The organism is Geomonas silvestris, from assembly GCF_014193515.1.
Taxonomy (GTDB): domain Bacteria; phylum Desulfobacterota; class Desulfuromonadia; order Geobacterales; family Geobacteraceae; genus Geomonas; species Geomonas silvestris.
Genome location: NZ_BLXX01000002.1, coordinates 566,404 through 590,762, shown reverse-complemented (window position 1 = coordinate 590,762; position 24,359 = coordinate 566,404). Strand labels below are relative to the sequence as shown.

Annotated in this window: 23 protein-coding genes and 1 pseudogene; 8 read left to right on the top strand and 16 right to left on the bottom strand. The window is 62.5% G+C overall.

Annotation, left to right across the window (positions count from 1 at the left end; all coding sequences use genetic code 11):
* Nucleotides 1-15 precede the first annotated feature (15 nt).
* Nucleotides 16-386, top strand: a pseudogene (locus GMST_RS06250) (GxxExxY protein).
* Nucleotides 387-466: 80 nt separating this feature from the next.
* Nucleotides 467-1,867: an NADH-quinone oxidoreductase subunit N gene (locus GMST_RS06245; protein ID WP_183353762.1), complete on the top strand. Its 1,401-nt coding sequence runs from the start codon at nucleotides 467-469 to the stop codon at nucleotides 1,865-1,867.
* A gap of 76 nt (nucleotides 1,868-1,943) precedes the next feature.
* Here the strand turns inward: GMST_RS06245 and obgE are convergent, their stop codons facing one another.
* The 7 genes from obgE to GMST_RS06210 all read right to left on the bottom strand — a co-directional run bounded on the left by obgE (nucleotide 1,944) and on the right by GMST_RS06210 (nucleotide 9,700).
* On the bottom strand, nucleotides 1,944-2,960 hold the full coding sequence (obgE, locus tag GMST_RS06240; protein ID WP_183353761.1) for a GTPase ObgE: 1,017 nt from the start codon (nucleotides 2,958-2,960) through the stop codon (nucleotides 1,944-1,946).
* A gap of 79 nt (nucleotides 2,961-3,039) precedes the next feature.
* A complete protein-coding gene (gene rpmA, locus GMST_RS06235) occupies nucleotides 3,040-3,297 on the bottom strand; it encodes a 50S ribosomal protein L27 (protein ID WP_012528602.1) in 258 nt (85 codons plus the stop codon).
* Nucleotides 3,298-3,373: 76 nt separating this feature from the next.
* Entirely contained in the window at nucleotides 3,374-3,682 is a 309-nt protein-coding gene (rplU, locus tag GMST_RS06230; RefSeq protein WP_183353799.1) for a 50S ribosomal protein L21, read from the bottom strand.
* 226 nt (nucleotides 3,683-3,908) lie between these two features.
* Nucleotides 3,909-4,211: a Rieske (2Fe-2S) protein gene (locus tag GMST_RS06225; protein ID WP_183353760.1), complete on the bottom strand. Its 303-nt coding sequence runs from the start codon at nucleotides 4,209-4,211 to the stop codon at nucleotides 3,909-3,911.
* A gap of 151 nt (nucleotides 4,212-4,362) precedes the next feature.
* On the bottom strand, nucleotides 4,363-5,544 hold the full coding sequence (gene purT, locus GMST_RS06220) for a formate-dependent phosphoribosylglycinamide formyltransferase (RefSeq protein WP_183353759.1): 1,182 nt from the start codon (nucleotides 5,542-5,544) through the stop codon (nucleotides 4,363-4,365).
* A gap of 78 nt (nucleotides 5,545-5,622) precedes the next feature.
* Entirely contained in the window at nucleotides 5,623-7,113 is a 1,491-nt protein-coding gene (locus GMST_RS06215) for an Rne/Rng family ribonuclease (protein WP_183353758.1), read from the bottom strand.
* Between the two features lie 79 nt (nucleotides 7,114-7,192).
* A complete protein-coding gene (locus GMST_RS06210) occupies nucleotides 7,193-9,700 on the bottom strand; it encodes a TIGR03960 family B12-binding radical SAM protein (RefSeq protein ID WP_183353757.1) in 2,508 nt (835 codons plus the stop codon).
* A 286-nt stretch (nucleotides 9,701-9,986) separates the two neighbouring features.
* Between GMST_RS06210 and GMST_RS06205 the strand changes: the two genes are divergently transcribed.
* Complete coding sequence (locus GMST_RS06205) at nucleotides 9,987-10,223, top strand: hypothetical protein (protein WP_183353756.1); 237 nt, start codon at nucleotides 9,987-9,989, stop codon at nucleotides 10,221-10,223.
* Nucleotides 10,224-10,352: 129 nt separating this feature from the next.
* Here the strand turns inward: GMST_RS06205 and GMST_RS06200 are convergent, their stop codons facing one another.
* The 7 genes from GMST_RS06200 to GMST_RS06170 all read right to left on the bottom strand — a co-directional run bounded on the left by GMST_RS06200 (nucleotide 10,353) and on the right by GMST_RS06170 (nucleotide 16,155).
* Nucleotides 10,353-10,733, bottom strand: a complete 381-nt coding sequence (locus GMST_RS06200; RefSeq protein ID WP_183353755.1) for an exosortase system-associated protein, TIGR04073 family — start codon at nucleotides 10,731-10,733, stop codon at nucleotides 10,353-10,355.
* 1 nt (nucleotide 10,734) lies between these two features.
* The gene (locus tag GMST_RS06195) at nucleotides 10,735-11,145 is read right to left on the bottom strand and encodes an exosortase system-associated protein, TIGR04073 family (RefSeq protein WP_183353754.1); all 411 of its coding nucleotides are present in this window, start codon (nucleotides 11,143-11,145) and stop codon (nucleotides 10,735-10,737) included.
* Between the two features lie 277 nt (nucleotides 11,146-11,422).
* Nucleotides 11,423-12,022, bottom strand: a complete 600-nt coding sequence (locus GMST_RS06190; protein WP_183353753.1) for a peroxiredoxin — start codon at nucleotides 12,020-12,022, stop codon at nucleotides 11,423-11,425.
* A 151-nt stretch (nucleotides 12,023-12,173) separates the two neighbouring features.
* On the bottom strand, nucleotides 12,174-12,926 hold the full coding sequence (locus GMST_RS06185) for an ATP-binding protein (protein WP_183353752.1): 753 nt from the start codon (nucleotides 12,924-12,926) through the stop codon (nucleotides 12,174-12,176).
* Nucleotides 12,927-13,013: 87 nt separating this feature from the next.
* Entirely contained in the window at nucleotides 13,014-13,352 is a 339-nt protein-coding gene (locus GMST_RS06180) for a nitrous oxide-stimulated promoter family protein (protein ID WP_308936485.1), read from the bottom strand.
* Nucleotides 13,353-13,448: 96 nt separating this feature from the next.
* Nucleotides 13,449-14,627, bottom strand: a complete 1,179-nt coding sequence (locus tag GMST_RS06175) for a methyl-accepting chemotaxis protein (protein ID WP_183353751.1) — start codon at nucleotides 14,625-14,627, stop codon at nucleotides 13,449-13,451.
* A 238-nt stretch (nucleotides 14,628-14,865) separates the two neighbouring features.
* Complete coding sequence (locus GMST_RS06170; protein WP_183353750.1) at nucleotides 14,866-16,155, bottom strand: magnesium and cobalt transport protein CorA; 1,290 nt, start codon at nucleotides 16,153-16,155, stop codon at nucleotides 14,866-14,868.
* A gap of 219 nt (nucleotides 16,156-16,374) precedes the next feature.
* On the opposite strand from GMST_RS06170, the gene GMST_RS06165 reads away from it, so the two are divergent.
* Complete coding sequence (locus tag GMST_RS06165) at nucleotides 16,375-17,844, top strand: tRNA nucleotidyltransferase/poly(A) polymerase-related protein (RefSeq protein WP_183353749.1); 1,470 nt, start codon at nucleotides 16,375-16,377, stop codon at nucleotides 17,842-17,844.
* A gap of 135 nt (nucleotides 17,845-17,979) precedes the next feature.
* On the opposite strand, the gene uvrB is transcribed toward GMST_RS06165, so the two are convergent.
* Together uvrB and GMST_RS06155 are read right to left on the bottom strand one after the other, a co-directional pair.
* The gene (gene uvrB, locus GMST_RS06160; protein ID WP_183353748.1) at nucleotides 17,980-19,968 is read right to left on the bottom strand and encodes an excinuclease ABC subunit UvrB; all 1,989 of its coding nucleotides are present in this window, start codon (nucleotides 19,966-19,968) and stop codon (nucleotides 17,980-17,982) included.
* Between the two features lie 45 nt (nucleotides 19,969-20,013).
* Entirely contained in the window at nucleotides 20,014-20,463 is a 450-nt protein-coding gene (locus GMST_RS06155) for a response regulator (protein WP_183353747.1), read from the bottom strand.
* Between the two features lie 176 nt (nucleotides 20,464-20,639).
* Between GMST_RS06155 and GMST_RS06150 the strand changes: the two genes are divergently transcribed.
* The 4 genes from GMST_RS06150 (at nucleotide 20,640) to GMST_RS06135 (ending at nucleotide 24,129) form a co-directional block, all read left to right on the top strand.
* Entirely contained in the window at nucleotides 20,640-20,831 is a 192-nt protein-coding gene (locus tag GMST_RS06150) for a twin-arginine translocase TatA/TatE family subunit (RefSeq protein ID WP_183353746.1), read from the top strand.
* A 257-nt stretch (nucleotides 20,832-21,088) separates the two neighbouring features.
* Nucleotides 21,089-21,619: a DUF3332 domain-containing protein gene (locus GMST_RS06145; RefSeq protein ID WP_183353745.1), complete on the top strand. Its 531-nt coding sequence runs from the start codon at nucleotides 21,089-21,091 to the stop codon at nucleotides 21,617-21,619.
* A 44-nt stretch (nucleotides 21,620-21,663) separates the two neighbouring features.
* Nucleotides 21,664-22,134, top strand: a complete 471-nt coding sequence (locus tag GMST_RS06140; RefSeq protein WP_183353744.1) for a DUF3015 family protein — start codon at nucleotides 21,664-21,666, stop codon at nucleotides 22,132-22,134.
* 129 nt (nucleotides 22,135-22,263) lie between these two features.
* Nucleotides 22,264-24,129 (top strand): Lnb N-terminal periplasmic domain-containing protein, encoded by a 1,866-nt coding sequence (locus tag GMST_RS06135; RefSeq protein ID WP_246399210.1) that lies wholly within the window; start codon nucleotides 22,264-22,266, stop codon nucleotides 24,127-24,129.
* Nucleotides 24,130-24,359: the final 230 nt, after the last annotated feature.

Sequence of the window (24,359 nt, the reverse complement as noted above, 5' to 3'; positions counted from 1 at the left end):
AACACAGGGGAAAGCATGGAAACGAACCTGGTTACCGGGAATATCATCTCTGCAGCGATTAAAGTTCACACCACGCTGGGTCCGGGACTTCTGGAAAGTGCATACGAGGGGTGCTGCTGCATGAACTGCACGCCCGGGAAATGAAGGCCAGGTCGCAGGTGATACTGCCGGTTTGCTATGACGGCATTACTATCGAACTGGGATACCGTATTGACCTGTTGGTTGAAGACAAGGTTATAGTCGAGCTCAAAGCCGTAGACACTGTTCATCCGATTCACGTGGCACAACTCATGTCGTACCTGAGGCTGAGTGGTAAAGACGTTGGGCTTCTGATCAATTTCAACGTCGGTCACCTCAAAGACGGTATTCAAAGGTTTGTGTTGTAGGTTTTCCTCACTTTGCTTGAGGTTTGGCCTTTCCTCTGTGTACCTCTGTGGTGAGGCTTTTAGAGTTTTTTGGAGCAATGATGACGTTTTCCGATGCCATTTCACTTTTGCCCTTGATCATCGTAGGCGTCGCCTCGCTCCTGGTGCTCCTCGCGGGACCGTTCTGCCAGGTGCGCGTCGTTACCGTGGTTGGTGCCGCCGCCGCGCTCGCCGCCGGTTTCTGCGCAGCCGCCGTCTCTCCGGTCAACAGCGCCGGCCTCCCCGGCCTCGCCTTCACACCGCTGGCCCGCTACCTTATCCCGGTCTTCTGCGTGGCTGCCGCGCTGACGCTGCTGCTCTCGCACGGCTATAACCTGCGCCACGAGATCCGCGGCGAGGAGTACCCTGCCACCGTCATCTTCTGCCTCTTCGCCCTGTGCGTGCTCCCCTGCGCGACCAACATGCTCACCCTGTTCCTGGCCCTCGAGGCGGTCGCCTTCTCGTTCTACGTCCTGGTCGCCATGGACCTGGGGCGAGCGGAATCAGCCGAGGCGGGGCTTAAGTACCTCCTCATCGGAGCCGTGGCCGCTGCGGTCACCGCCTTCGGGCTCGCGCTCATCTACGCGGGCACCGGCACCCTCGCCCTGGGTGCCCTCACGGCGCCCGCCGGGTTCCACTCCATCCTCACCGCAGGCTGGGGCTTCGTCCTCATCGGCATCGCCTTCAAGCTCTCCCTGGTCCCGGCGCACCTCTGGACTCCCGACGTCTACCAGGGCGCTCCGGCCCCGGTGGCGGGACTGCTCTCCACCACCTCGAAATTCGCCGGCGCCGCCTTCCTGCTCATGCTCCTCGCGTTCGCGCCGCCCCGTGCCGAACTGCATCTGCCGCTTTACCTCTTGTCGCTTCTCTCCATGGGGCTCGGAAACCTGGCGGCGCTGCGCCAGACCAACCTGAAGCGGATGCTCGCCTACTCCTCCATCGCCCACATGGGCTACCTGACGCTCGCGCTTATGACCGGCACCCGCGACGGCTACTCCGCCGTGCTCCTCTACGGTGCGATCTACACCGTGATGAACCTGGCTGCCTTCGGCGCCGTGGCCTCGCTCTCCGCCAACGGCGAACGCGGCGCCATCACCGACTTCGCAGGGCTCGGCTTCAGTGCCCCCCTGCGCGGCGGCGTGCTCGCCTTGGCCATGCTCTCCCTGGCGGGGATCCCCCCCACCGCCGGGTTTATCGGGAAGTTCTTCGTCTTCTACTCCGCCATCCGCGGCGGCGAGATCGTCCTCGCGGTCATCGGCATCCTCTTCGCCGCCATATCCGCCTACTTCTACCTGAGAGTGGTGGTGCAGCTCTACATGCGCCCGGCCGGGGCCAATCTTCCGAAACCCTGCAGCCGCGCCGAGTCGTTCGCCCTGGTCTGCACCTCGCTCGGCATCGTGGTGATCGGGATCTACCCGACCCCGCTCCTGCGCCTCGTCGAATCGGCACTTGCCTTAGGTTGAGGCGTTCAGGAGCCTGAGATACAAAAAGGGGGAGCTGAAATTCAGCTCCCCCCTTTTTTCGTGCCATCTGCTTCGCTTACCAGGTCTCGTCCGGCTCGCCCCACAGGTTCATCGCGATGTCGTCCAAAAGCTCCGCGATCCCCTCTCCCGTCGCCGCCGAGATCGGGAACACCTTGATGCCCCGCTCCTCGAAGTAGGGGAGCACTTGGGCCAGGTTCTCACGGACGTGCGGCAGGTCGATCTTGTTGATCACGACGGTCTGGCGCTTTTCGGCAAGTTCCGGGTTGAAGAGCGCGAGCTCCCGGTTGATCGCCTCGTACTCGGCAATCGGGTCGCGCTCGGGCATCCAGGAGAGATCGAGCAGGTGCAAGAGCTGCCCGGTGCGCTCCAGATGCTTCAGGAAGCGGTGCCCAAGCCCCGCCCCCTCGCTGGCGCCTTCGATGAGACCAGGGATGTCCGCCATCACGAAGCTGCGGTAGTTCTTGTACTGCACCACGCCGAGGTTCGGCTTCAAGGTGGTGAAGTGGTACTCGGCGATCTTGGGACGCGCCGCGGAGATCTTGGTGATGAGCGAGGACTTGCCCACGCTCGGCATCCCCAAAAGGCCGACGTCCGCCATCAGCTTGAGCTCCAGGCGGATCCACTTCTCTTCACCGGGCTCGCCGGGCTGGGCGAATTTGGGCGCCTTGTGGGTCGCGGTCTTGAACCGGGTGTTCCCCTGGCCGCCGCGGCCGCCTTTAAGGAGCACCACCTCGGCCTCCGGCTCGGTCAGGTCGGCGAGGATCTCGTCGGTCTCGGCGTCCTTCACCACGGTCCCCTGGGGCACCAGGATCTCCAGCGTAGCGCCGTTGGCGCCGTGGCGGTCCTTCCCCATGCCGTTTCGGCCGCCACCGGCCTTCTGGTGCGGGTGCTGGCGCAGGTCCAAGAGCGTCGCGAGCTGCGGGGAGACCTTGACGATCACGTCGCCCCCCTTGCCGCCGTCGCCGCCGTCCGGTCCGCCCAACGGGATGAACTTCTCGCGGCGGAACGAGACGCATCCCGCGCCGCCGTCACCGGACTTCACATGTATCTTTACTTCGTCGATAAAACTCATTTGGTTTTTCCCTGATGCAAACGGCAAAAGCCCGGACCATGCGGCTCCGGGCTTTTACGCTTTTGTTGCTTTGAGCGGCTTAGTTCGCCGGGTAGACGGAGACCTTCTTGCGGTCTTTGCCCATGCGCTCGAACTTCACCACGCCTTCGATGAGGGCGAACAGGGTGTAGTCCTTGCCAAGGCCGACGTTGTTGCCCGGGTGGATCTTGGTGCCGTGCTGACGGTAGATGATGTTGCCGGCTTTTACCGCCTCACCGCCGAACTTCTTGCAGCCAAGTCTTTGGCCGTCGGAGTCGCGGCCGTTCCTGGAACTGCCGACGCCTTTCTTGTGTGCCATTTTCTGCTCCTTCTGACGGTAAGTCCGCTATCCCCGCAAGGAACTGCGGGCTCCCGCGCCGTCCTGTTAGTATTGCTTAGGCGTTGATCTTCTCAATCTTCAGAATGGTCCTGAGTTGACGGTGCCCGTTGAGTTTCCTGGAGTCCTTCCGGCGCTTGGACTTGAAGACGAGGATCTTCTTGTCTTTGCCCTGCTCGACAATCTTGCCGACCACAGAGGCGCTGGGCACTAAAGGTGTTCCGATAACAACCTTATCGCCGCCAACCATCAGGATTTCGGAGAACTCGACGGTATCGCCTACCGCACCCTCCAGTTTTTCGACTTTCAGAAAGTCGCCTTCGGAAACTTTATACTGCTTCCCTCCGGTTTTAACTACTGCGTACATGAACTTCACCACCTTTATCCTGAATTTACAAAGAGCGCTAAAAGTTATCCTGAAAGAATCGCGAAGTCAAGGTTTTTTGCAGTGACAGGCAATTTTTCTGGGGTAGAGCTTCCGGCGGTTCCCGTCGGGCGCCTGTGAGCGAGCCCAGCTCAGTTGAACCTGAATCTGCCACATCCGCCTGTCCAGGTCTGCAGGAGGGTGGGAGCGAGGAACGTGGGGCTCGGATCTACCCTACTGCTACGTAGATATCCTCGCCTCTGACTTCCACCGGGTAGACCTTCAGGGTGTACTCCGGGAAGGGATCGCAGGCGCCGGTTTTCAGGTCGAACTTGTAGCCGTGGCGCTGGCAGGTGATCTTCCCTGCCTCCTTCACGAGCGCCCCGGAGAGCGGTGCGTACTGGTGCGGGCACTCCGGCTCGCAGGCGTACACCTCCCCCTTGGTTTTCACCAGCAGGATCTCCTGCCCGCCTACCTTCACGAGCTTCTTCCCCCAATCGGGCACTTCAGACAGTTTCGCAGCGAATTCCATGGTTTCCTCCTTGGCTGAAGGCTTCGGAGCGCTCCTCCAAAGCCATTGCATTCAGAAAGTTCATCTGGGACCTCTTCGAAACCGTTGAACCGGGAGTCCCCTCTCCCCCAAGGGGAGAAGGGACCTGGAGAACCCTTTTCATCCGATCCGTCTAGCTCAGCTTGTTGATCTTCACCTGGTGGGCCGCCTGCTCGGCCTTGCTGCGCGCCTCGTCGGTGTCGGCGCCAAACGCCACCACGACACCCATGCGGCGGTTGCGGCGGGCGTCAGGCTTGCCGAAGAGGCGCAGCTTGGTCCCCGGCACGGTGAGCGCCTGGGCCGCCCCCTCGAAGGCCACCTCCGCCGCCTGCTCCTCGGCGAGGATCACGTGGGACGCGGCCGGCGCCACGTTTTCGGCCTCGGGGACCGGCAGTCCCAGGATGGCGCGCACGTGCAGCTCGAACTCGGAGAGGTTCTGCGAGATGAGGGTCACCATGCCGGTGTCGTGCGGCCGGGGCGAGACCTCGGAGAACCAGACCTTGTCCCCCTTGATGAAGAACTCGACCCCGAAGAGGCCGCGCCCGCCCAGGGCACCGGTCACCGCTTCGGCTTGGCGGCGCGCCTCGGCCAGGACCGCCGGCGCCATCGCCATCGGCTGCCACGATTCGTGGTAGTCGCCGTCGATCTGGCGGTGCCCGATGGGGGGGCAGAAGCTCGTACCGGTGACGCTGCGCACGGTAAGAAGGGTGATCTCGTAGTCAAAAGGGATGAACTCCTCGACGATGACCCGGTCCGAGGCGCCGCGCGCCCCTTCCATGGCGTAGTTGAAGGAGCGCTCCAGGTCGGCCTCCTGGCGCAGGACGCTCTGTCCCTTGCCCGACGAGCTCATGATCGGCTTCACCACGCAGGGGAGCCCGATCGCCGCCACCGCCTCGCGGTACTCCTCGAGGCTGCTCGCAAAACGGTACGCCGCGGTGGGGAGCCCCAGCTCCTCGGCGGCCAGCCGGCGGATCCCTTCCCGGTTCATGGTGAGGTTGGTGGCCCGGGCGGTCGGGATCACGTTGAAGCCGTCGGCTTCCAGCTCCAGGAGGAACTCGGTGTTGATCGCCTCGATCTCGGGGACCAGGTAGTCCGGCTTCTCCAGGCGCACGACGCGGTCCAGCTCCTCGCGGTTCAGCATGTCGATCACGTGGCTGCGGTGCGCCACCTGCATCGCCGGGGCGTTGTCGTAGCGGTCCACCGCCACCACCTCGACCCCCAGCCTCTGGGCCTCGATTACCACTTCCTTGCCAAGCTCTCCCGAGCCGAGCAGCATGATCTTCGTCGCGCCTTGTTTCAACGGGGTGCCAATCATCGTTTTTTCTCCGGTGCAGTTTATTTTCATCCGAACGATCAGAGGGATCGGACCGATCGGTCTCAGCACTACCAAAACCTAGCTGACGGCCACCTCGAACTGCTCCTGGTGAAAGCCGGGCTTGGCGCGCACCGTGATGCGCTTCTTGAAGTTCTTCTCCAGTTCCTCGAGCCCGCGGCGCTCCTCGTCGTAGAGGAGGTCGGCCACCGCCGGGTGCACGGTGAGCATCACCTTGGTACCCCTGATGTCGAGCATCTCGCGGCGTAGTTCGCGGAAGATCTCGTGGCAGACCGAGATCTTGGACTTCACATACCCCCTCCCCTCGCAGTAGGGGCAGGGCTCGCACATCATGCGCCCGAGGCTCTCGCGCACCCTTTTCCGGGTCATCTCGACGAGCCCCAGCTCGGAGATCTTCAGGATGTTGGTCTTCGACTTGTCGCTCTTCAAGGCCTCCTCGAGCGCGCCGTAGACCTTCTCCCGGTTCACCTCCTTCTCCATGTCGATGAAGTCGATGATGATGATCCCGCCCAGGTTCCTGAGGCGAAGCTGGTAGGCGATCTCCTTCACCGCCTCGAGGTTGGTCTTTAGGATGGTATCCTCGAGGTTGTGCTTCCCCACGTAGCGCCCGGTGTTCACGTCGATGGCGGTGAGCGCCTCGGTCTGCTCGATGATGATGTAGCCGCCGCTTTTGAGCCAGACCTTGCGCCCGAGCGCCCGGCTGATCTCCACCTCGAGCCCGAAGTGGTCGAAGATCGGTTCCTCCTCGTCGTAGAGCTCGATGGAGTACTTCATCTTGGGCATGAAGGTGGTGATGAACTGGACGATCTTGTCGTGCTCGGGCTTCGAGTCAACCACGATGCGCTCCACCGACTCGGTCAGGATGTCGCGCACCACCTTCTGGGTCACGTCGAGGTCGGAGTGGATCAGGCTGGGCGCACCGATCTTGTCCTTCTTCTTGGCCACCTCGTCCCAGAGCTTGGTGAGGTAGTTGAGGTCGGCGATCAGGTCCTCCTCGCTCTTCCCCTCCGATACCGTGCGCACGATGAAACCGCCCCCCGCCGGCTTGATCCGGTCGACGATCTCCTTCAGGCGCTCGCGCTCGGCTTCGTCCTCGATGCGCCGCGAGATGCCGACGTGGTCCACGGTCGGCATGTAGACCAGGTGGCGCCCGGGGAGCGAGATGTGCGCCGTGATGCGGGCCCCCTTGGTGCCGATTGGCTCCTTGGAGATCTGCACCAAGAGCTCCTGCCCCTCCTGGAGCAGCTCTTCGATCGGGTGCAGCGGGTGCGGCACCGGCTCCTCGCCGGACTCCGGGTCGATGAAGGTGTCGTACTCCTCCATCGAGTCGAAGACGTCGGCCACGTAGAGAAAGGCGGCCTTCTCAAGCCCGATGTCCACGAAGGCGGCCTGCATCCCCGGCAGCACGCGCACCACCTTCCCTTTGTAGATGTTCCCGATGATCCCCTTGACGCGGCTGCGCTCGACGTAGAGCTCGGCTATGGTGCCGTTCTCGATGAGCGCGATGCGGGTCTCGTGGGACGTGGTGTTGATCACCAGCTCGTTACCCATACTAACCCCTCGTTACCTATATGAAATTGAAAAACTTAAAAACGAACTGTCTGGTCGGAGCCCGGCCGGCGCTGGGGCCCTACTGGGCCTGAATCGCGTTCTCGGAGAAGAGCACTTCCAGCTTCTCCAGCCGCGCCTCGCGCAGCTCCTCGACCGGCACCCCCAGGATGGCAGCGGCGTACTCCGCGGGTTTGCCGCGCCCCACCACCATCTCGAGCGCCGCACCCTCGGCCTTTAGATCGAAGAGCTCGTGGCGCAGGTCGAATTCGACGACCTTCCCCTTCTTCTCGCGCCTCAAGGGCGCCGACTCGAGAGCCAGGAAGCGCCCGACCAGCTGGTCGAGCCCCGCGGCCAGGTGCGCCGGGAGGGTGACCCGGTAGCGCACCCGCTCCATGATCACCGACAAGGACGGCGCCCGCAGCGGAATGTCCTGCACCTCGAGCACCCGGATCCCCTCGGGGAGCGTGCCGTTCAGCGCGTCCTTCAGGGTCTGGGCGCGGTAGCCGGCCTCCACCTCGAAGTCCATGTACTCGGCGTACGATTCGACCCCCACCGAAAGCGCGGTGGCAAACGAGAACTTCGGGTGCGGATGGAACCCCTGCGAGTAGCGGATCGGGATCCCCGCGCGCCCCACGGCCCGGATGAAGAGGGTCTGTTGCTCCAGGTGGCTTAAGTAGCGCATGCGCCCCACCTTCTCGAAGCGCACCCGGATGCGGTTGGCATCTTCGCTGAAGGGAGCCTCCTCGCAGGGAACCGCGTAGGTCTCGAAGGGGACCGCGGGATTGAGCCTCAGCTTCAGCTCCTTGAAGTCGCAGACGCCGCAACCGGTGCAGGCCGCGCCGCGGCAGTCCGGGGTGGCCGCCTCCACGAGCGCCGCCTGGCACTCCTTCATGAGGTAGTCGCGGGTCACGCCGCAGTCGATGTGGTCCCAGGGGAGCACCTCGTCCAGTTCCCGGCGCCGGTGGTAGAAGCGCGGATCGAGCCCGACCTTCAGGAAGGCCTCGCTCCACTTGTGCTTGTCGTAGTGCTCCCACCAGCCGTCGAAGCGACACCCGAGTCGGTGCGCCTCGATAAGGAGCCGGGAGAGCCGGCGGTCGCCACGCGCAAAGACCCCTTCGAGCATGGAGAGCGAGGCGTCCTGCCACTTGAGGATCAGCTTCTTTTTCCTGAGTTCGTCCTTGAGGTAGTGCTGCTTCTCGACGATCTCGGCCTCGGAGATCTGCGGCTCCCACTGAAAGGGGGTGTGCGGCTTGGGGACGAAGCTCGATACCGAAACGTTGACGTCGCCGCCGGTGCCGGCGAACTTCCCCTGGCGCTTCACCTCGCGGGAAAGCTCCACGATCCCCTGGACGTCGTCCATGGTCTCGGTGGGAAGGCCGATCATGTAGTAGAGCTTGATCACCCGCCAGCCGGCGCCGAAGACGGCACGGGCGTTGTCCAGAAGCGCCGCCTCGGTGATCCCCTTGTTGATCACCCGCCTCAGGCGCTCGCTCCCCGCCTCGGGGGCCAGGGTGAAGCCGGTCTTTCTCACCCGGCGCACCTCTTCCGCCATCTCGGGGGAGAGGCTCCCGACCCGCATGGAGGGGAGCGATACCGCTTTTTTCTGCGCGGCGTAGCGGTCCATGAGCCCCTTGATGAGCGGGGTGAGGCAGCCGTAGTCGCCGGTGGAGAGGGAGAGCAGCGACACCTCGTCGTAGCCTGTGTTGCGGAAAGTCTCCTCGACCAGCTCGAGCACCCGCTCGGGGCTGCGCTCGCGCACCGGACGGTAGATGTACCCCGCCTGGCAGAAGCGGCAGCCGCGGGTGCAGCCGCGCGAGATCTCGACGCTGACCCGGTCGTGTACCGTCTTTAAGAAGGGGACCACCGGAGCCGTCGGGTAGTGGGCCTTCTCCAGGTCGGCGACGAAGCGGCGCCTGATCGTGGCGTACTCCGGCTTGAGCGGCACGATGGCGCTCACCCGCCCGACGTGGTCGTACTCCACCGTGAAAAAGCTCGGGACGTAGACCCCCTCAATCTTGGCGAGGCGCTCCAACAGCACCCCCTTGTCGAGTCCCTCTTCCTTCCAGGCGCTCACGCAGGCGGCGATCTCGAGCGCCGCCTCCTCGCCGTCGCCGATCAGGAAGGCGTCGAAGAACTCGGCGAGCGGCTCCGGGTTGTAGGCGCAGGGGCCGCCGGCGATGACCAGCGGGTAGCCGGCCGGGCGTTCCTCGGCCAGGAGGGGAATGCCGGAGAGCTCCAGCATGTTCAGGATGTTGGTATAGGAGAGCTCGTACTGCAGCGTGAAACCGAGGATGTCGGCCTCTTTGAGCGGTGTGCCGTTCTCCAGGGTGGCGAGCGTTATCCCCTCCTGGCGCAGCTGCTCCTCCCGGTCCGGCCAAGGGGCGTAGACCCGCTCCGGCGTGATCCAGGGGACCCCCTTCAGTACACCGTAGAGCACCTGCAGCCCCAGGTGGCTCATCCCTACTTCATAAACGTCAGGAAACGCGAGCACGAACGAGAGCCCAGTTTCCCTGCCGATAGTGGTACCCATCTCACCGCCCAGGTAACGGGCGGGCTTTTCGACCGACAAAAGACTGTTATTGCGCAAAAATCCCCCAGATTAGCCGTTAAAGCTGTGACCGGACATAGTAGCAAATCTACCTCGTTACTGGCAAGGTATTATCCTTGCAGCGCCGCCCGGAACAGCCCTACAGGATACCCCATTTGCGGCACCCCGTGGAGCATATGGGGTGGATCCTGACGATTGCTTACCGGTGCCGCAGCACGGCTTGTTCCGTATCTTGCCGTTTCTGCAAGATTTACGTTTCCAATGAGAAAGTGGCACGCTCTTCGCTAATTGGTCAGACATCTATCACTTTACAAGGAGCTACACCATGAAAAAAGTTCTGTCCTCCGTAGTTGCTGCTCTCGTTGCTGTTGCTTTCGCTGGCGTTGTTTTCGCTGCTGACGCTACCCCGGCTGCTCCGGCTGCCGCTCCGGCTGCTGAGAAGAAAGAAGAGAAAGCTCCGGTTAAGAAAGCTAAGAAAGCAAAGAAAGCTAAGAAAGCCGCTAAGAAAGACGCTGCTAAGAAAGAAGAGAAGAAAGAAGAAGCTGCTCCGGCTGCGAAGTAATTCTTCCTTTCAGGTAGTAAAAAAGGCCGCATCGCAAGATGCGGCCTTTTTTGTTGTCCGCACACCGCGTGCGCAAAAAAAAGGCCGGCCCCACGAGGGGACCGGCCTTTTCAGCTTCGCGGTGCGCCGTTACTCCTTTTGCCACACGTAGGCAGGATCGAAGAACGGGTCGTAAAAACCGGGATAGGAGACCGGGAAGGTGAGCGTCTCGCCGACCCCGGCGCCGGTGCGCACCAGGGTCATGCCGATCCCCTTAACGGGACCGACCGTGAGCCCCTTGGCGGCCCCCTCTTCCTTCCAGGTGATGTAGATCTGCTTGGGGATCTCGAGCCAGCCGGTGGCGATGTTGGCCACCCCGCGCACCAGTTTGTTGGCCATACCGTCCACCACCTGCTGGGGCGAGGCGTCCTCCAGGGTTTTGTCGAGACCGCCAGCCAGCGCCGGCCCGGACGCCGCGAACAACAGCGCTATGAGCAGAACGGCCAGGCGTGCCGCGCGTGTGGTGCGCATATCACTCTCCCTTTTTCTCTGCAACGTCGGTTGTTACCTTCCGGGGCTCGACCCTTTTTTCTTCCCACCCCTGCCAGACGAACTCCGGGGCGATCATCGGGTCGTAGTAACCGGGCTGGGGAACCGCGAAGAAGATGGTTTCGGTAAGACCGGAGAAGAGACGGTAAAACGCCATCCCCATCCCCTTGAGCGGTCCGACCACGTAGCCTACCTTGCCGCGGTCGCGCACCATCAGGTAGGACTGTTTGGGGATCTCGACGACGGAGGTTGTCACGTTGGCCACCCCGCGCACCAACTTGAAGGCCATCTTCTCGGTCACCGCCTCGGGTTGGGTCTCTTCAAGGGCGAAACAGGTGCCGCTGGCAAGAAGCACGAGTAACAGCAAGGACGACATGGTCACTTTAGTACGCATTTTCACTCCTTAGCACCTGTGATGCCGGCCAGGGCAGCCAGCCTTGGTTCTTTTAACATAATTGTCAGACCTTGGCAAGCAGGCAGAATTGCGGGGAATTTCGCTGCCGGAGCGCTCCGCCGCGTTGCGGCGCACCACAAAAAACGGCGCCAACCCATGAGGATCGCGCCGTTTTTTGTCGTGCTACAAGGAGAAGAAGAAAGTACTGCCTGAAAACTGCTGCTCTCTGCCGGTGCTGCGTGCTGCTGTTACGCCACGCCTTGCCGCTGTTACGTTACTATTTGCCGTGCTTGGCGAGGTACTGCGAAACACCTTCCTTGGTAGGCTTCATGGACTCGGCGCCTTCCTGCCAGTTGGCAGGGCAGACTTCGCCACCGTGAGTCTCGACGAACTGCAGCGCGTCGAGCATACGCAGCGCCTCGCCGACACTGCGGCCCAGCGGCAGGTCGTTGATGATGCTGTGGCGCACCACCCCTTTGGTGTCGATCAGGAACAGGCCGCGCAAGGCCACGCCTGCCGGAAGCAGGATCCCGTACGACCGGGCGATGTCCTTCGTCAGGTCTTCCACCAGGGGATACTGGACGTTCCCGATACCGCCTTGATCAACCGCGGTGTTTTTCCAGGCGAGGTGCGTGAACTTCGAGTCAACGGAGACGCCTATGACTTCGCAGTTCTTTTCCTTGAACTCAGCAACCCTTTTATTGAAGGCAAGTATCTCAGAGGGGCAGACAAAGGTGAAGTCGAGCGGGTAGAAAAACAGCACGACGTACTTGCCCCGGTATTTCGACAAAGTAATTTCTGCAAACGAGTTGTCGGGAAGGACTGCCTGTGCGGTGAAATCGGGAGCTTCCTGAGTAACCAAGGTAGTAAGACTCATGCGTGCGGTCTCCTTTTTAACTGTGTGAGGTAGCTAACGTGGCAAACTGTACCAGCAGCTATGACACTTGTCAATCAAAAAAGATAAAAAGCATCCGATTTGTCTTTACCGCGTCAGCCGGCCTCGTTCAAGCATCCGCAACGCCCCTCGGTTAACCGACGACTTCCCCGCGAATACTGACAGTTACCACCTTGAAGGGGATTTCCTTGCCGCAGTCGGCGAGGGCCCGCTGGGCCGCCATGGCGATCCCGCCGCAGCAGGGGACCTCCATCTTCAAGACGGTGATGCTCTTGATGTCGGAGACCCGGAACAGCTCGGTCAGCTTGGTGACGTAGGCGTTGTTGTCGTCGAGCTTCGGGCAGCCGATTACCACAGCCTTGCCGGCCAGGAAGTCGCGGTGGTAGTCGGCGTAGGCGAAGGGGACGCAGTCGGCGGTGATGAGGAGATCCGCGCCCTGGAAATAGGGGGCCGTGACCGGGACCAGGTGCAGCTGTACCGGCCACTGGGCGAGCTGGCTCTGCCGGGATGCCGTGCTGACCGGTTCCTCCTGCTGCTTAGAGGTCGGGGCGAAGCTCATGGCCCGGGAACCGGGACACCCGCCACCATGACCATGACCATGGTGCGGAGCCGGATGGGCGTGGCCGTCGGCCTTGGGGACGATACCGTTCGCCTCCAGGTGCTTTTCCACCGCGTCCTCGTCGAAGGCATCGGCGTGGCGCTCGATGATGGTGATGGCGTCCTGCGGGCACTCGCCCAGGCAGGCGCCCAGCCCGTCGCACAGGTTGTCGGCGGCGATCTCGGCCTTGCCGTTCACGATCCTGATCGCCCCCTCGGCGCAGGAGGGTACACACAGGCCGCAGCCGTCACACTTGTCCTTGTCGATCTGCACGATTTTACGAATCATCTCGTCCTCTCTCCGGCCGCCGCGCGACCCGTTTGGTAGTAAGCGTTCCCGGAGCTCTGCCTGCAACAGCACGGCTCGCGGATGTGTTTAGAAGAAGTAGTGCCAAACCAGGTCCAGACGCCCGCGCAGCATGAGCCGCCTTCCGGAATAGCTCATCACCTCGCGGATCAGGGCGCGCCGCTCCTTGGAATAACAGTGGATCGGGCAGTGCTTGCAGGCCGGTTTCGGATCGAGCGGGCACTTGCGCCGCCTGAGCTCGGCGTAGGCCAGGAATCCGGTGCACTCCGGGCAGAGCTCCCCTTTGGCGGAGCCGTGCTTGCCACGGCAGTAGGTCCCGATGAAGGCCTTAAGGACCTTGATGTCGTTGTGCTCTTTTCTGGCTTTATTCGCGGTTTCCATGGTGGGGAGCATAGCAAAACAGGGCAAGGGTCGTCATGACAAAAGTCAAAGAAGGCCTTTTTCGGCACAAAAAAAGGCAGCCGCCCGCCGCGACTGCCCCGTTTCATCCGGCAGGGGTCCCTTTTACAGCCTGAACCGCCCCACCAACCGGAGCAGCTCGTCGGACTGCTGCGAGAGCGTCGCCGCAGCCGCCGCGGTCTCGGAAACCCCGCGCGCCGTCTGCTGGAACACCTGGGTGATGCTCTGCAGGTTCCCCGAGATCTCGCCGGTGGTGCTGGTTTGCTGTTCGGCGGCAGTCGCGATGTGGCTGACCTGCCTGGTGACCTCGTTCACCTGCTCGAGGATCTCCTCCAGGGCACGCCCCGAGGCGACCGAATGCTCGGCCCCACGCTCCACCTCGCTAACGCCGTCCTCGATGGCGCTTACCGCCCCCCTGGTGTCGTTCTGGATGGCGCGGATCATCTCGCCGATCTCGCGGGTGGCCTTGGTGGTGCGCTCCGCCAGGGCACGGACCTCGTCGGCAACCACGGCAAAGCCGCGTCCCTGTTCGCCGGCGCGCGCCGCCTCGATGGCCGCGTTCAAGGCCAGGAGGTTGGTCTGGTCGGCGATGTCCTCGATGGTCCCCACGATCTGGCCGATCTGGTCGGAACGGGAGCCGAGCTGTTCCACGGTGTTCGCCGCCTCTTTGACGCGCGTCGCGATCCGCTCCATGCCGCTGGTGGTCTGGCGCACCACGTCGGCGCCCGCCCGCGCGGTGCCGCCGGCGCGGTTCGAGCTCTCCGCTGCGTTCTGGCAGTTGCGGGCGATCTCGCCCGAGGTCGCCGCCATCTCCTCGCTGGCCACCGCGGCGGTTGAGGTCTTGCCGGCGACGTCATCGGTACCGGCCGCGATCTCGCTGGCGTTCTGGTTCAACTGCCGGGAGGCACTGGCAACGTGGTCGGCGGTCTGCAGGATCTGCCCGATGATGTCCCGCATGGTGCTCTGCAGGGTACCTGCAGCCCTGATGATGGTGCTGATTTCGTTGTTGCGCAGCGCCCGGATCGGCTGGGTCAGATCCCCCTTGATCATGGTTTCGAGAAAACCGATGATCCGCTTCAGCGCGTCGTTCACCGACCAGAACAGGAGGCTGCTGAAGAAGATGCCCAACAAGACGAACACTGTCGTCGACAAAACGCACAAGGACAATGACAAATAGCGCCCTGCTATCACCGCCATGACGATACAGAAACTGTAACAAAAGCAAAGCAGCACGATCCTGGTGCGGACGCGCAGGTGGAGGTACAGGTCGAGAAGAATGTTCATAGCTGTTTCCTCGTCAAAGGAAGGTTCACATTGCCATACCGTGAGAGATCGCCAATAGCGACATCGGCAGCAAAGCCGTCTAAGTCACTACATCGGCAGAACTCCGCGGTTCTTTAGCTAATAGTGAGCAGGAAAAGACGAGAACATACTAAGAGATACTTCATAAGCAACGTACAGGGGGGATGCTGCGTGAAACAGAAGCCTTGGCGGGGAGCGAAGTCCCCGCGCGACGCTCGCCTCAGCTCGGTTTCTTGCGGCTGGCGTGCTGCTCGTAGAGTCTTAGGATCACGTAGGTAAGCCAGGCGACCACGAACATGCTGACCGTGAAGATGCCGTAGGAGAGCGGCCAGGGGATATTCTTGGTCATCATGGAGAACTCTGACATGCCGCCGATACCGGCCAGCACGTTGAGCGGCATGAAGATCACGCTCAAAACGGTGAGCCGGTAGATCACCCGGTTCTGGTTCACGTTGACGAAACCGACCACGGCGTCCATCAGGAAGTTGATCTTGTCGAAGAGAAAAGCGGTGTGCCCGTCCAGCGACTCGATGTCCCGCAGGATCTGCTGGGCATCCTCCAGCTGCGGCGCCGAGAGGAGCTTGCGTCGCACCAGGAAGGTGAGCGCGCGCCGAGTGTCCAGGACGTTTCTGCGGATGCGGCCGTTCAGGTCCTCCTGCTCGGCGATCGCGGCCAGCGCCTGGGCGGCCTCGGCGTCGGTCATGGTCTCGTTGAGCACCTGCTTCCCCACCTCCCCCAGCGCCGTGTAGCAGTCCTCCAGCGAGTCCGCTGAGTACTCGGCGTCGGCGGCGTAGAGGTCGAGGAGCATGTCCGTGCCGTCGGTGACGTACCCCTTCTGGGTGCGCGCCCTGAGTCGCTGCAGCCGGAACACCGGGAGCTCCTCGCTGCGCACCGAGAACAGGATGTCCCCGTGCAGGATGAAGGCGACCGGGATGTTGCGCGAATCCCCTTCGCGGTCCAGCAGGAAATCGCTGTGCAGGTGAATCTGGCCGTTTTCCTCCACGTAGAACCGAGCGCTCGCCTCCAGGTCGGTGAGGTCGTCCGGGTCAGGGATCTCCAGGCCGAAGTGGTGGCCGATCCATTCCCGGTCGGTGCGCGTGGGATCGACCAGGTCGACCCAGATCGGCTTGACCCGGTTCAGGTCCTGCGACGAGCTGATCGCCACCTGCTTGAGCCGTCCGTCGGCGAGCTCGAAGGCGTTCAGGCTGTAGGAGCGGTGCTGCTGCTCGAGCACCTCCCTAAGCTGCGCATCGACCTCGTCGAGCACGGCATCCGCCATCTTGTGGGGGACCAGCCCCCAGACCAGCGGGACGTCTTCCGGCGACAGTTCCGCGAGGGTCGCGGCGAGTTGCGCCGGGCCGAGCTGCGCTACCACGGTGCGCAGCTGATCCAGGTGCGGCTTGTGCTGCGCGGCCATATCCTGACGCGGGTGCCCCAGTTTCTGCCCGGCGTCCAGCGCTTCGGCAGTTTTATGTTTGATAAGCAGCTCTTTCACGAATTCTCTCGACATCTGGCACTCCTTTTTCCCGCAAGGCTGCCCGACTCTTTACTCTAGGAGGCGCTCAGTTTTACCGTGTAACCGGGACCCACGTCAATTGTTATGAGAGTGCTCAGGGCCAGCCACAGGCACAAGTTTTTCCCCGTGTGGTACCCGACTCAGTGAATGAGGTCGCTGGCAGATCGGCTGACACCTTTGCCTTTGGCAAAGATCTGTGCTAACTTGTGAGGAATGAACACTAATATGACGAAACTGATCATTCCCCGCGCCGAGCACAGCATCTCCCGTTCGCAGCTCAGCCCCAACGGCGTCAAGGTTCTCTACAAGCTGCGCGACCACGGTTTCACCGCCTACCTGGTGGGCGGCGGGGTGCGCGACCTGCTATTGGGGCGCGAGCCCAAGGACTTCGACGTCGTCACCGACGCCACCCCGACCCAGCTCAAGAAGCTCTTCCGCAACTGCCGCCTGATCGGCCGACGCTTCCGGCTGGCGCACCTGCACTTCCACGACGAGATCATCGAGGTGGCGACCTTCCGGGCCGGCGCGGACAGCAACGCGGCCGAGGCTGACGACGACGCCGAAAACGAGCTCCCGGAGCAGCCGGTTGCCCCCGAGGCACCGAGTGACGCCGCGCTCGACCCTGCCCTGGACGACCTGGGTACGCGCCACGGCCGCGACGGACGCCAGCTGTTGGGCGGCCCCCGGATGCTGAAAAGCGAAGACGGCATGGTGCTCAGGGACAACGTCTTCGGCACCCCGGAGGAGGATGCGGTGCGCCGCGACTTCACCGTAAACGCCCTCTTCTACAACATCGCCGACTTCTCGATCATCGACCACGTCGGGGGGATGGAAGACCTGAAAAACGGGATGATCCGGACCATAGGCGATCCCCTGGTCCGCTTCACCGAGGACCCGGTACGCATGATCCGCGCGGTCCGCTTTGCGGCGATGCTCGGCTTCAACGTCGAGTCCCGGACCGAAGCGGCGATCGGCGAGTTGTGCGCCAGCATCAACAAGGCGACGCCGCCGCGCCTCTACGAGGAGGTGCTGAAGCTCCTCATGATGGGAGCCGGCGAACGGACCTACCAGATGCTGCGCCACTACGGGCTCTTCGAGCCGCTCTTTCCGCACTTCGACGCCTGGCTCTCCCGCGAGTCGGACTGCTACCCCCACGTGCGGGTCGGCAAGGCGCTCGAGTGGATCGACGAGCGCATCGGGGCGGGGGGCCAGGTCTCGGCCCCGCTGCTCATAGCACTCATGTTCGGCGAATACCTCGAGGAGAAGGTCTCAGGCTTCCGCGAAGAGGGGTTCGCGCCCCAGCCCGCCACTGACGCGGCGCTGGCCGATTTTGCCGCCGAACTCTGCGCTACCGTTGCCATCCCGAACCGGGTGCTCATCGCGGTGCGCGAGATCATCTCCTGCCAGTTGCGCTTCCAGAAGACCCCGGGCCGCAACGCGCGCGGCGTGGTGATCCGCCACGTCTTCCCCGATGCCCTCGCGTACCTGCGTTTTTTGGAGCAGTTGAACCCGCCCAAGCGCCCCCTGGCCGACTGGTGGCAGCGCTTTGCCGAGGAGCAGGCCGCACCGCAGCAGCCGGCCGCAACTCCCGCCTCCGGCGAGGCTGGCGAGGCAAAGCCGAAGAAACGGCGCAGGCGACGCCGGCGCAAGAAACCCGCGGGGGGCGCCCCCGCCACCGAGTAGCCGGCAGAGAGTAAAAAAAACCGCGCGGCCCCCGTTTTTGCTAACGAAGGCAGCGCGGTTTTTTTTTGTGCGTTGTGCGTAGTACCGGCTCAGGCGGAGCGCCAGCCGGACCGGTCGCCCGCTTACGCCCGGCTTTTACAGCGCGAGAGCTCCGGTTTCCAGTTTCTTGATCCGGTCCCTAAGCTGCGCCGCCCGCTCGAACTCCTGCTCCTTGGCGGCCTGCAGCATCTCCTTCTTCAGCCGCTTGATCACCTTGGGGAGATCCTTCGGCTTGATCCCCTCGAGGTCGTCCTGGGCCACCGGGACCGTCACCCAATCCCGTTCCTCGGGGGCCTGCAGGGTGTTGGCGATCACCCGCTTCACGCTCTCCGGGGTGATGCCGTGCTTCTCGTTGTAGGCGGTCTGCAGCGCCCGCCGGCGCTCGGTCTCGTCGATGGTCTCCCGCATCGAGCCGGTCACCTTGTCGGCGTACATGATGACCCGCCCCCCCACGTTGCGCGCGGCGCGCCCGCAGGTCTGGATGAGCGAGCGCGTGGAGCGCAAGAACCCCTCCTTGTCGGCATCGAGGATCGCCACCAGGGAGACCTCGGGGAGGTCGAGCCCCTCCCTTAAGAGGTTGATCCCCACCAGGAGGTCGAACTCCCCCAGGCGCAGGTCGCGCAGGATCTGCATGCGCTGGAAGGTGTCGATGTCCGAGTGCAGGTAGCGCACCCTGATCCCCAGCTCGCGGTAGTAGTCGGTGAGCTCCTCGGCCATCCGCTTGGTGAGCGTGGTCACCAGCACCCGCTCGCCGCGCTCGGCGGTCAGCCGCGCCTCGTGCAGCAGGTCGTCCACCTGCCCGACAGCCGGACGCACCTCTATGGCGGGGTCGGTGAGCCCGGTCGGGCGGATCACCTGCTCGACCACCACGCCGCCGGCCGCCTGCAGCTCGTACTCCGCCGGCGTCGCCGAGATGTAGATGGTCTGGTGCTGCTTTACCGAGAACTCCTGGAAGGTGAGCGGCCGGTTGTCCAGCGCCGAGGGGAGCCGGAAACCGTAGTTCACCAGGGTCTCCTTGCGGCTGCGGTCGCCGCGGTACATTCCGCCCACCTGGGAGACGGTGATGTGCGACTCGTCGATGAGCAAAAGGAAGTCGGACGGGAAGTAGTCCATGAGCGTGTAGGGGGGCTCTCCCGCTTGGCGCCCGTCAAAGTGGCGCGAGTAGTTCTCGATCCCGTTGCAAAAGCCCATCTCCTCCATCATCTCGATGTCGAAGAAGGTGCGCTGCTCGATGCGCTGTGCCTCGATAAGCTGGTTCTGGCTCTTGAAGTAGCGGATCCTTTCCTCGAGCTCCACCCGGATCTGCTCGACGGCCCGCTCGAGCGTGGCGCGGCTCGCCACGTAGTGGGAGGCCGGAAATATGGAAAAGCGGGGGAGCTTGCCGAGCACCACGCCTCGCAGGGGGTCGATCTGGCTGATGGCGTCGATGGTGTCGCCGAAGAACTCCACCCTTAAGGCGCGCTCGTCGTCGTGGGCCGGGAAGATCTCGACCACGTCGCCGCGCACCCGGAAGCTGCCGCGGTGGAAATCGACGTCGTTTCTCTCGTACTGGATACCCACCAGGTGCTTTAGCAGGTCGTCGCGCTCCAGGGTGTCCCCCTCGCGGATCCGGATCTGCATCTCCTGGTAGGACTCGGGCGAGCCGATGCCGTAGATGCAGGAGACCGAGGCGACGATGATGACGTCGCGCCGGGTCAAAAGGCTGCGGGTGGCGGAGTGGCGGAACTTGTCGATCTCGTCGTTGATCGAGGAGTCCTTCTCGATGAAGGTGTCGCTGGTGGGGAGGTAGGCCTCGGGCTGGTAGTAGTCGTAGTAGGAGACGAAGTACTCGACGGCGTTGTTGGGGAAGAGTTCCTTGAACTCACCGTAGAGCTGGGCGGCTAGGGTCTTGTTGGGGGCGAGCACCAGGGTCGGCCGGTTCACCGCCGCCACCACCTGAGCGGTCGTGAAGGTCTTCCCCGAGCCGGTCACCCCGAGCAACACCTGGTGCCGGTCGCCGCGCAGCACCCCTTCGGAGAGTTCCTGGATGGCCCGGGGCTGGTCTCCCCTGGGCTTGAAGTCACTTACCAGTTCAAATCGTTCCATGCGCCCGATAATAGCACGACGCTCAAGATTGCAACAGGGGCGAGATCAGTCGGCGCAGCAGTTTCTCTGGGGCGGGAGTTGGTTCACGGAGAGCCAGTAGGTCATCACCTGCTTCATGTCGGAGCAGAACTGGTTGTAATCCACCGGCTTGCGGATGTAGCTGTTGGCCCCAAGGTTGTAGCTGTCCGAGATGTCCTGCTCCTCGGTCGAGGAGGTGAAGACCACCACGGGGATCATCCGGGTCCGTGCATCGCCGCGCATCCGGCGCAGCACCTCGAGCCCGTTCACCTTGGGGAGCTTCAGGTCGAGCAGCACGAGGAGCGGACTGACGGAGGTGTCACGGTCGGCAAACCGGCCGGTACCGAACAGGAAATCGAGCGCCTCGGCACCGTCGCGGGCCACCACGATGCGGTACGGCATGTGCTTGCGCACCGCCCGCAGGGTCAGCGCCTCATCGTCGGGGTTGTCCTCAACCAGTAAAATCATCTTGTTCATGGGCCCATCCTCGTCGGGTGCGGTTCGTCTACCATGAAAGGCCTATAACAAGTTTCCCGATAAAGTGCAATAATTTTAATAATTAAGCATTTATCCTACAAGCTCGCCCAACCGCTTGATTTTTTAGTTGTACGGTGCGATACTACGCCAACTTAACTGTAACGGAGGAGTCCTCTATGTTTGGATTCGGCATGCCGGAACTCATCGTCGTCCTAGTAATCGTCCTCGTGGTCTTCGGCGCCGGGCGGCTCCCTGAAATCGGCGGCGCCTTGGGCAAGAGCATCAGAAACTTCAAGAAAGCCTCCAGCGGCAAGGAAGAGATCGAAATCAAGCCCGGCCGTCCCGACGACGAGAAAAAGAGCGAGTAGCCTCGTTCACCTTCCGCTCCCCCCAAAGCCCCTCCCCAGGGGCTTTTTTGCACTCCGATTCAGCTCCCCGCTTCCCCGCTTTGCCCCGCTTGTTGCCGCTGATCTCCCGCTTTAGCCCGCTGTCAGTATCTTGCACGGCCTTGCCACTTAAATGATGACTGGTATGCTCACTTGTGAGGGTACCGGAACTGCGGTCTGTCACCAGCCGGTTTTCCCCAGTCACAGAACATCTGTCAGTCGACAATAGGAGGTGCATTGTGAAAAGAATAACTGCAATGGTGCTTGCTTGTGCCATATCCGCACTTTCTCTGCAGGGTTGTTACGGCAAAATGGCGCTGACCAGAAAGGTCTATGCCTTAAACGGCAGCGTACACGACAAGTTCGTGCGCAGCCTGGTCACCTGGGCCTTCATCATCGTCCCGGTCTACGGCGTCTCGGCACTGGTCGACTTCGTGCTCTTCAACACCATAGAGTTCTGGAGCGGCAAAAACCCCGTGGCACAAGGAGAAAAGGACTTCAAGTTCGCCTCGGGCGACGCGAGCTACCGGGTGCACGCCCAGAAGTCAGGAGACCGGGTAAACTACCAGATCAGCTACTTCGAGGGCTCCACCTACCGGAATACGCTGTCTCTTGATTGGGACCTTAAAACCGGCAGTTCAACGGGCATTCTCAGTGGCGACGGTGCGCGCACAGAATTTTTTGCCGCCCGGAACAAAGATGGTATCATTGTCACCAAACGGGAGGGGGGCAACAGCCAGCATCCCGTTTTGGTAGCTCAGTACAGATGATCTCAACTAAGCCACGCAGGACCACACAACCAGGGAGGACTACCATGAAAAAGGTTCTTTCAGCAGTAGCGATAACCCTCGTACTGTCCGGGGCGGCATACGCCGCAGCAGATGCCCATCGCAACACCGGCTGCGGTCTCGGGACCCTGCTCTGGGAAAACAGGGCCGACAACTCAATACTGCTCCAGGCGTTCCAGGCAACCACCAACGGCACCTCCGGGTCCCAGACCTTCGGCATCTCGTCCGGCACCTCCAACTGCCAGCAGCCAAGCAAGTTCGTCTCGAGTGACAAGCTGATCAACTTCGTGCAGGCGAACATGGACAACCTCGCCAAGGACATCGCCATGGGTAAAGGCGAGACTCTCGACACCTACGGCGAGCTGCTGGGTGTCGCCCAGGACCAGAGCGGCGCGTTCAACTCGAAGCTGCAGAACAACTTCGGCCGGATCTTCACCTCTGAGCACGTGGTCGTTGCCGAAGTCATCGACAACACTCTGACCGTGATCAACAACTGAAATCTTCAGCGTCTTTAGCGGCAAAGGCACAGCGAAGCGATTTCGGTGTGCCTTTGCTGTGTCCACCCTCAGGAACCCATGACCTTTCCCCGCCCTCCCCGTCTTCTCGTTCTGATCGGAACCCCCGTTTTGCTCCTCCCACTCTTGTTTTTGTCCGCGATTCCCGCTGGGGCGGCCGAGGCTTCCTACCTCGCCGAACTGCAGCAACGCGCCCTTAAGCAGTCACTGGCCAAGGAGCGCACCTGGGAGGTCCTGCTGCACTACACCCACCCCTGGAAGGGCGGCATAAAGAGCCGAATCGACGACCCTGCATTCTTCCTGGCCAAGGATGGACGCAGCGAGCCTCGGGAGGAGCTCCTGGCGACCTTGGAGCAGATGTTTCAGGCTCCGGTTCAGGATGGCAGCTATCTCGCCTGCCGGTTTCCTGCGCGCTTTGCCTGGCTCGCCTCGAGGCTCGACATCGATACCTCACGGCTTCCGGAGTACCGCTGCAGCGAGCGCGACAAGGCCTTGGCTGCCGTCGAGGGGCGCAGCGCGGTGCTGGTCTTTCCGGTCGGCCACATCAACAGTCCCGCCTCGATGTTCGGCCACACGCTGATCCGGATCGACGGCAGCAGCAAGAGCAACCTGATCTCCTATGCCGGCAACTACGCCGCAGTCACCACCGACACGAACGGTTTCGTCTACGCCTGGAAGGGGATCTTCGGCGGCTACAAGGGGCTCTATTCGCTGATGCCCTACTACGTGAAGGTGAAGGAGTACAACGACCTGGAGCGCCGGGACATGTGGGAGTACCCGCTCAAGCTCTCCCCCGACGAGGTCAAGACGATGCTGAACCACCTCTGGGAGTTGCAGAACATCAAGTCCTCGTACTTCTTCTTGGACGAGAACTGCTCGTACAACCTGCTCTTCCTGATCGAGGCGGCCAGGCCCTCTTTGAGGCTCACCGAGCGCACCGGGCTCTTCGTGCTCCCCACCCAGACCATCGACATCGCCCTTAACAGCGGGATCGCCGAAGCTCCCCATTACCGCCCCTCCCAGGGTACCCGTATCCGGCATCTCGGCTCCTTTCTGGACGATACCGGACGTCAAACAGCCTGGCGTCTGGCCCATGCAGCGGCCTCAGCCGACGAGGTCAACAGCCTCGACAGAAGGCAGCAGATCGCTGCCCACGATGCCGCGATCGAGTTCCTCCAGGTCCGGCTAGCCCGCCGCGAACTGTCCCAAGAGGAGTTCAATAAGAAGTACCTGAAACTCCTCGCGCAACGCAGCGCCTTGGGAGCCGCCCCTGAGGAACTCTACCGGATTCCGGAACCGGCGCGTCCGGAGTCAGGACACCAGAGCACCCGGGTTTCCGCTGGTGCCGGGATCAGGCGTGGCGAGCCGTACGCCGCGCTCGGCTTCCAAACCGCGCTGCACACCCTGCTGGATCCAGACCAGGGGTTCATCCGCGGGGCGCAGATCAAGTTCCTGGAGACCGCTCTCGTTTACCGGCTCCCGGACGACGGGGTGCGTCTGCGCAGCTTGCACTTGGTGGACATCCTGTCGCTCAGCGAACGCGACCTCTTCTTCAAACCGCTCTCCTGGAAGGTCAACACGGGCTGGGACACCGAACTGCTGCGCGACGGCACCGACCACCTGATCTACCGGCTCAACACCGGCGGGGGCGTCGCCGGCGGCTCTCCGTTCGGGGGTATCTGGTACGGCCTAGGCGAGGTCGATGTGAACCTCGGTTCGGGTCTGCGCGGTGACGCCGCCCTCGGCCTCGGAGTCAGTGCGGGGGCGCTGGAGCAGCTCACCCCGTGGTGGAAACTCCACCTGAGCGCCTCGGCCTTCAGCTTCCAGCTGGGCGACGAGCGTACCCGCATCAAGGTGTCAGTAGATCAGAACCTGCGCCTGGCCCAGAACGACAGCCTGAGCCTGCTCTACTCGCGACAGTTCGCCAACCGGCACCAGGTAGAGGAGGTCAGTCTGCTTTGGAACCACTATTTCTGAGTTGCACAGCGTGTTTTGCTAGCTCGTGCGCCCCAGAACATCCCCATGCGGAAGCGAAGGCCAGCTGCTGCGGGAAACGGTCCAGACTTTACCGTGCCAGGGCGCGGACTCAGAGCAGGGAGTTTGGATTAAAGCGCTGGCAAAGCGCGGCAGGGGGGACGGTTAACCAGGAGCCCCAGCTTTGCCCCGCGATGTTTCTCCTTTTAAAAACAAAGGCGGATTCGACTTTT

What these genes read in the sequence shown, in the direction of transcription:
- GMST_RS06245 (WP_183353762.1), top strand. Translation starts at nt 467, where the DNA reads ATGACGTTTTCCGATGCCATTTCACTTTTGCCCTTGATCATCGTAGGC.
- obgE (WP_183353761.1), bottom strand. Translation starts at nt 2,960, where the DNA reads ATGAGTTTTATCGACGAAGTAAAGATACATGTGAAGTCCGGTGACGGC.
- rpmA (WP_012528602.1), bottom strand. Translation starts at nt 3,297, where the DNA reads ATGGCACACAAGAAAGGCGTCGGCAGTTCCAGGAACGGCCGCGACTCC.
- rplU (WP_183353799.1), bottom strand. Translation starts at nt 3,682, where the DNA reads ATGTACGCAGTAGTTAAAACCGGAGGGAAGCAGTATAAAGTTTCCGAA.
- GMST_RS06225 (WP_183353760.1), bottom strand. Translation starts at nt 4,211, where the DNA reads ATGGAATTCGCTGCGAAACTGTCTGAAGTGCCCGATTGGGGGAAGAAG.
- purT (WP_183353759.1), bottom strand. Translation starts at nt 5,544, where the DNA reads ATGATTGGCACCCCGTTGAAACAAGGCGCGACGAAGATCATGCTGCTC.
- GMST_RS06215 (WP_183353758.1), bottom strand. Translation starts at nt 7,113, where the DNA reads ATGGGTAACGAGCTGGTGATCAACACCACGTCCCACGAGACCCGCATC.
- GMST_RS06205 (WP_183353756.1), top strand. Translation starts at nt 9,987, where the DNA reads ATGAAAAAAGTTCTGTCCTCCGTAGTTGCTGCTCTCGTTGCTGTTGCT.
- GMST_RS06200 (WP_183353755.1), bottom strand. Translation starts at nt 10,733, where the DNA reads ATGCGCACCACACGCGCGGCACGCCTGGCCGTTCTGCTCATAGCGCTG.
- GMST_RS06195 (WP_183353754.1), bottom strand. Translation starts at nt 11,145, where the DNA reads ATGCGTACTAAAGTGACCATGTCGTCCTTGCTGTTACTCGTGCTTCTT.
- GMST_RS06190 (WP_183353753.1), bottom strand. Translation starts at nt 12,022, where the DNA reads ATGAGTCTTACTACCTTGGTTACTCAGGAAGCTCCCGATTTCACCGCA.
- GMST_RS06185 (WP_183353752.1), bottom strand. Translation starts at nt 12,926, where the DNA reads ATGATTCGTAAAATCGTGCAGATCGACAAGGACAAGTGTGACGGCTGC.
- GMST_RS06175 (WP_183353751.1), bottom strand. Translation starts at nt 14,627, where the DNA reads ATGAACATTCTTCTCGACCTGTACCTCCACCTGCGCGTCCGCACCAGG.
- GMST_RS06170 (WP_183353750.1), bottom strand. Translation starts at nt 16,155, where the DNA reads ATGTCGAGAGAATTCGTGAAAGAGCTGCTTATCAAACATAAAACTGCC.
- GMST_RS06165 (WP_183353749.1), top strand. Translation starts at nt 16,375, where the DNA reads ATGAACACTAATATGACGAAACTGATCATTCCCCGCGCCGAGCACAGC.
- uvrB (WP_183353748.1), bottom strand. Translation starts at nt 19,968, where the DNA reads ATGGAACGATTTGAACTGGTAAGTGACTTCAAGCCCAGGGGAGACCAG.
- GMST_RS06155 (WP_183353747.1), bottom strand. Translation starts at nt 20,463, where the DNA reads ATGAACAAGATGATTTTACTGGTTGAGGACAACCCCGACGATGAGGCG.
- GMST_RS06150 (WP_183353746.1), top strand. Translation starts at nt 20,640, where the DNA reads ATGTTTGGATTCGGCATGCCGGAACTCATCGTCGTCCTAGTAATCGTC.
- GMST_RS06140 (WP_183353744.1), top strand. Translation starts at nt 21,664, where the DNA reads ATGAAAAAGGTTCTTTCAGCAGTAGCGATAACCCTCGTACTGTCCGGG.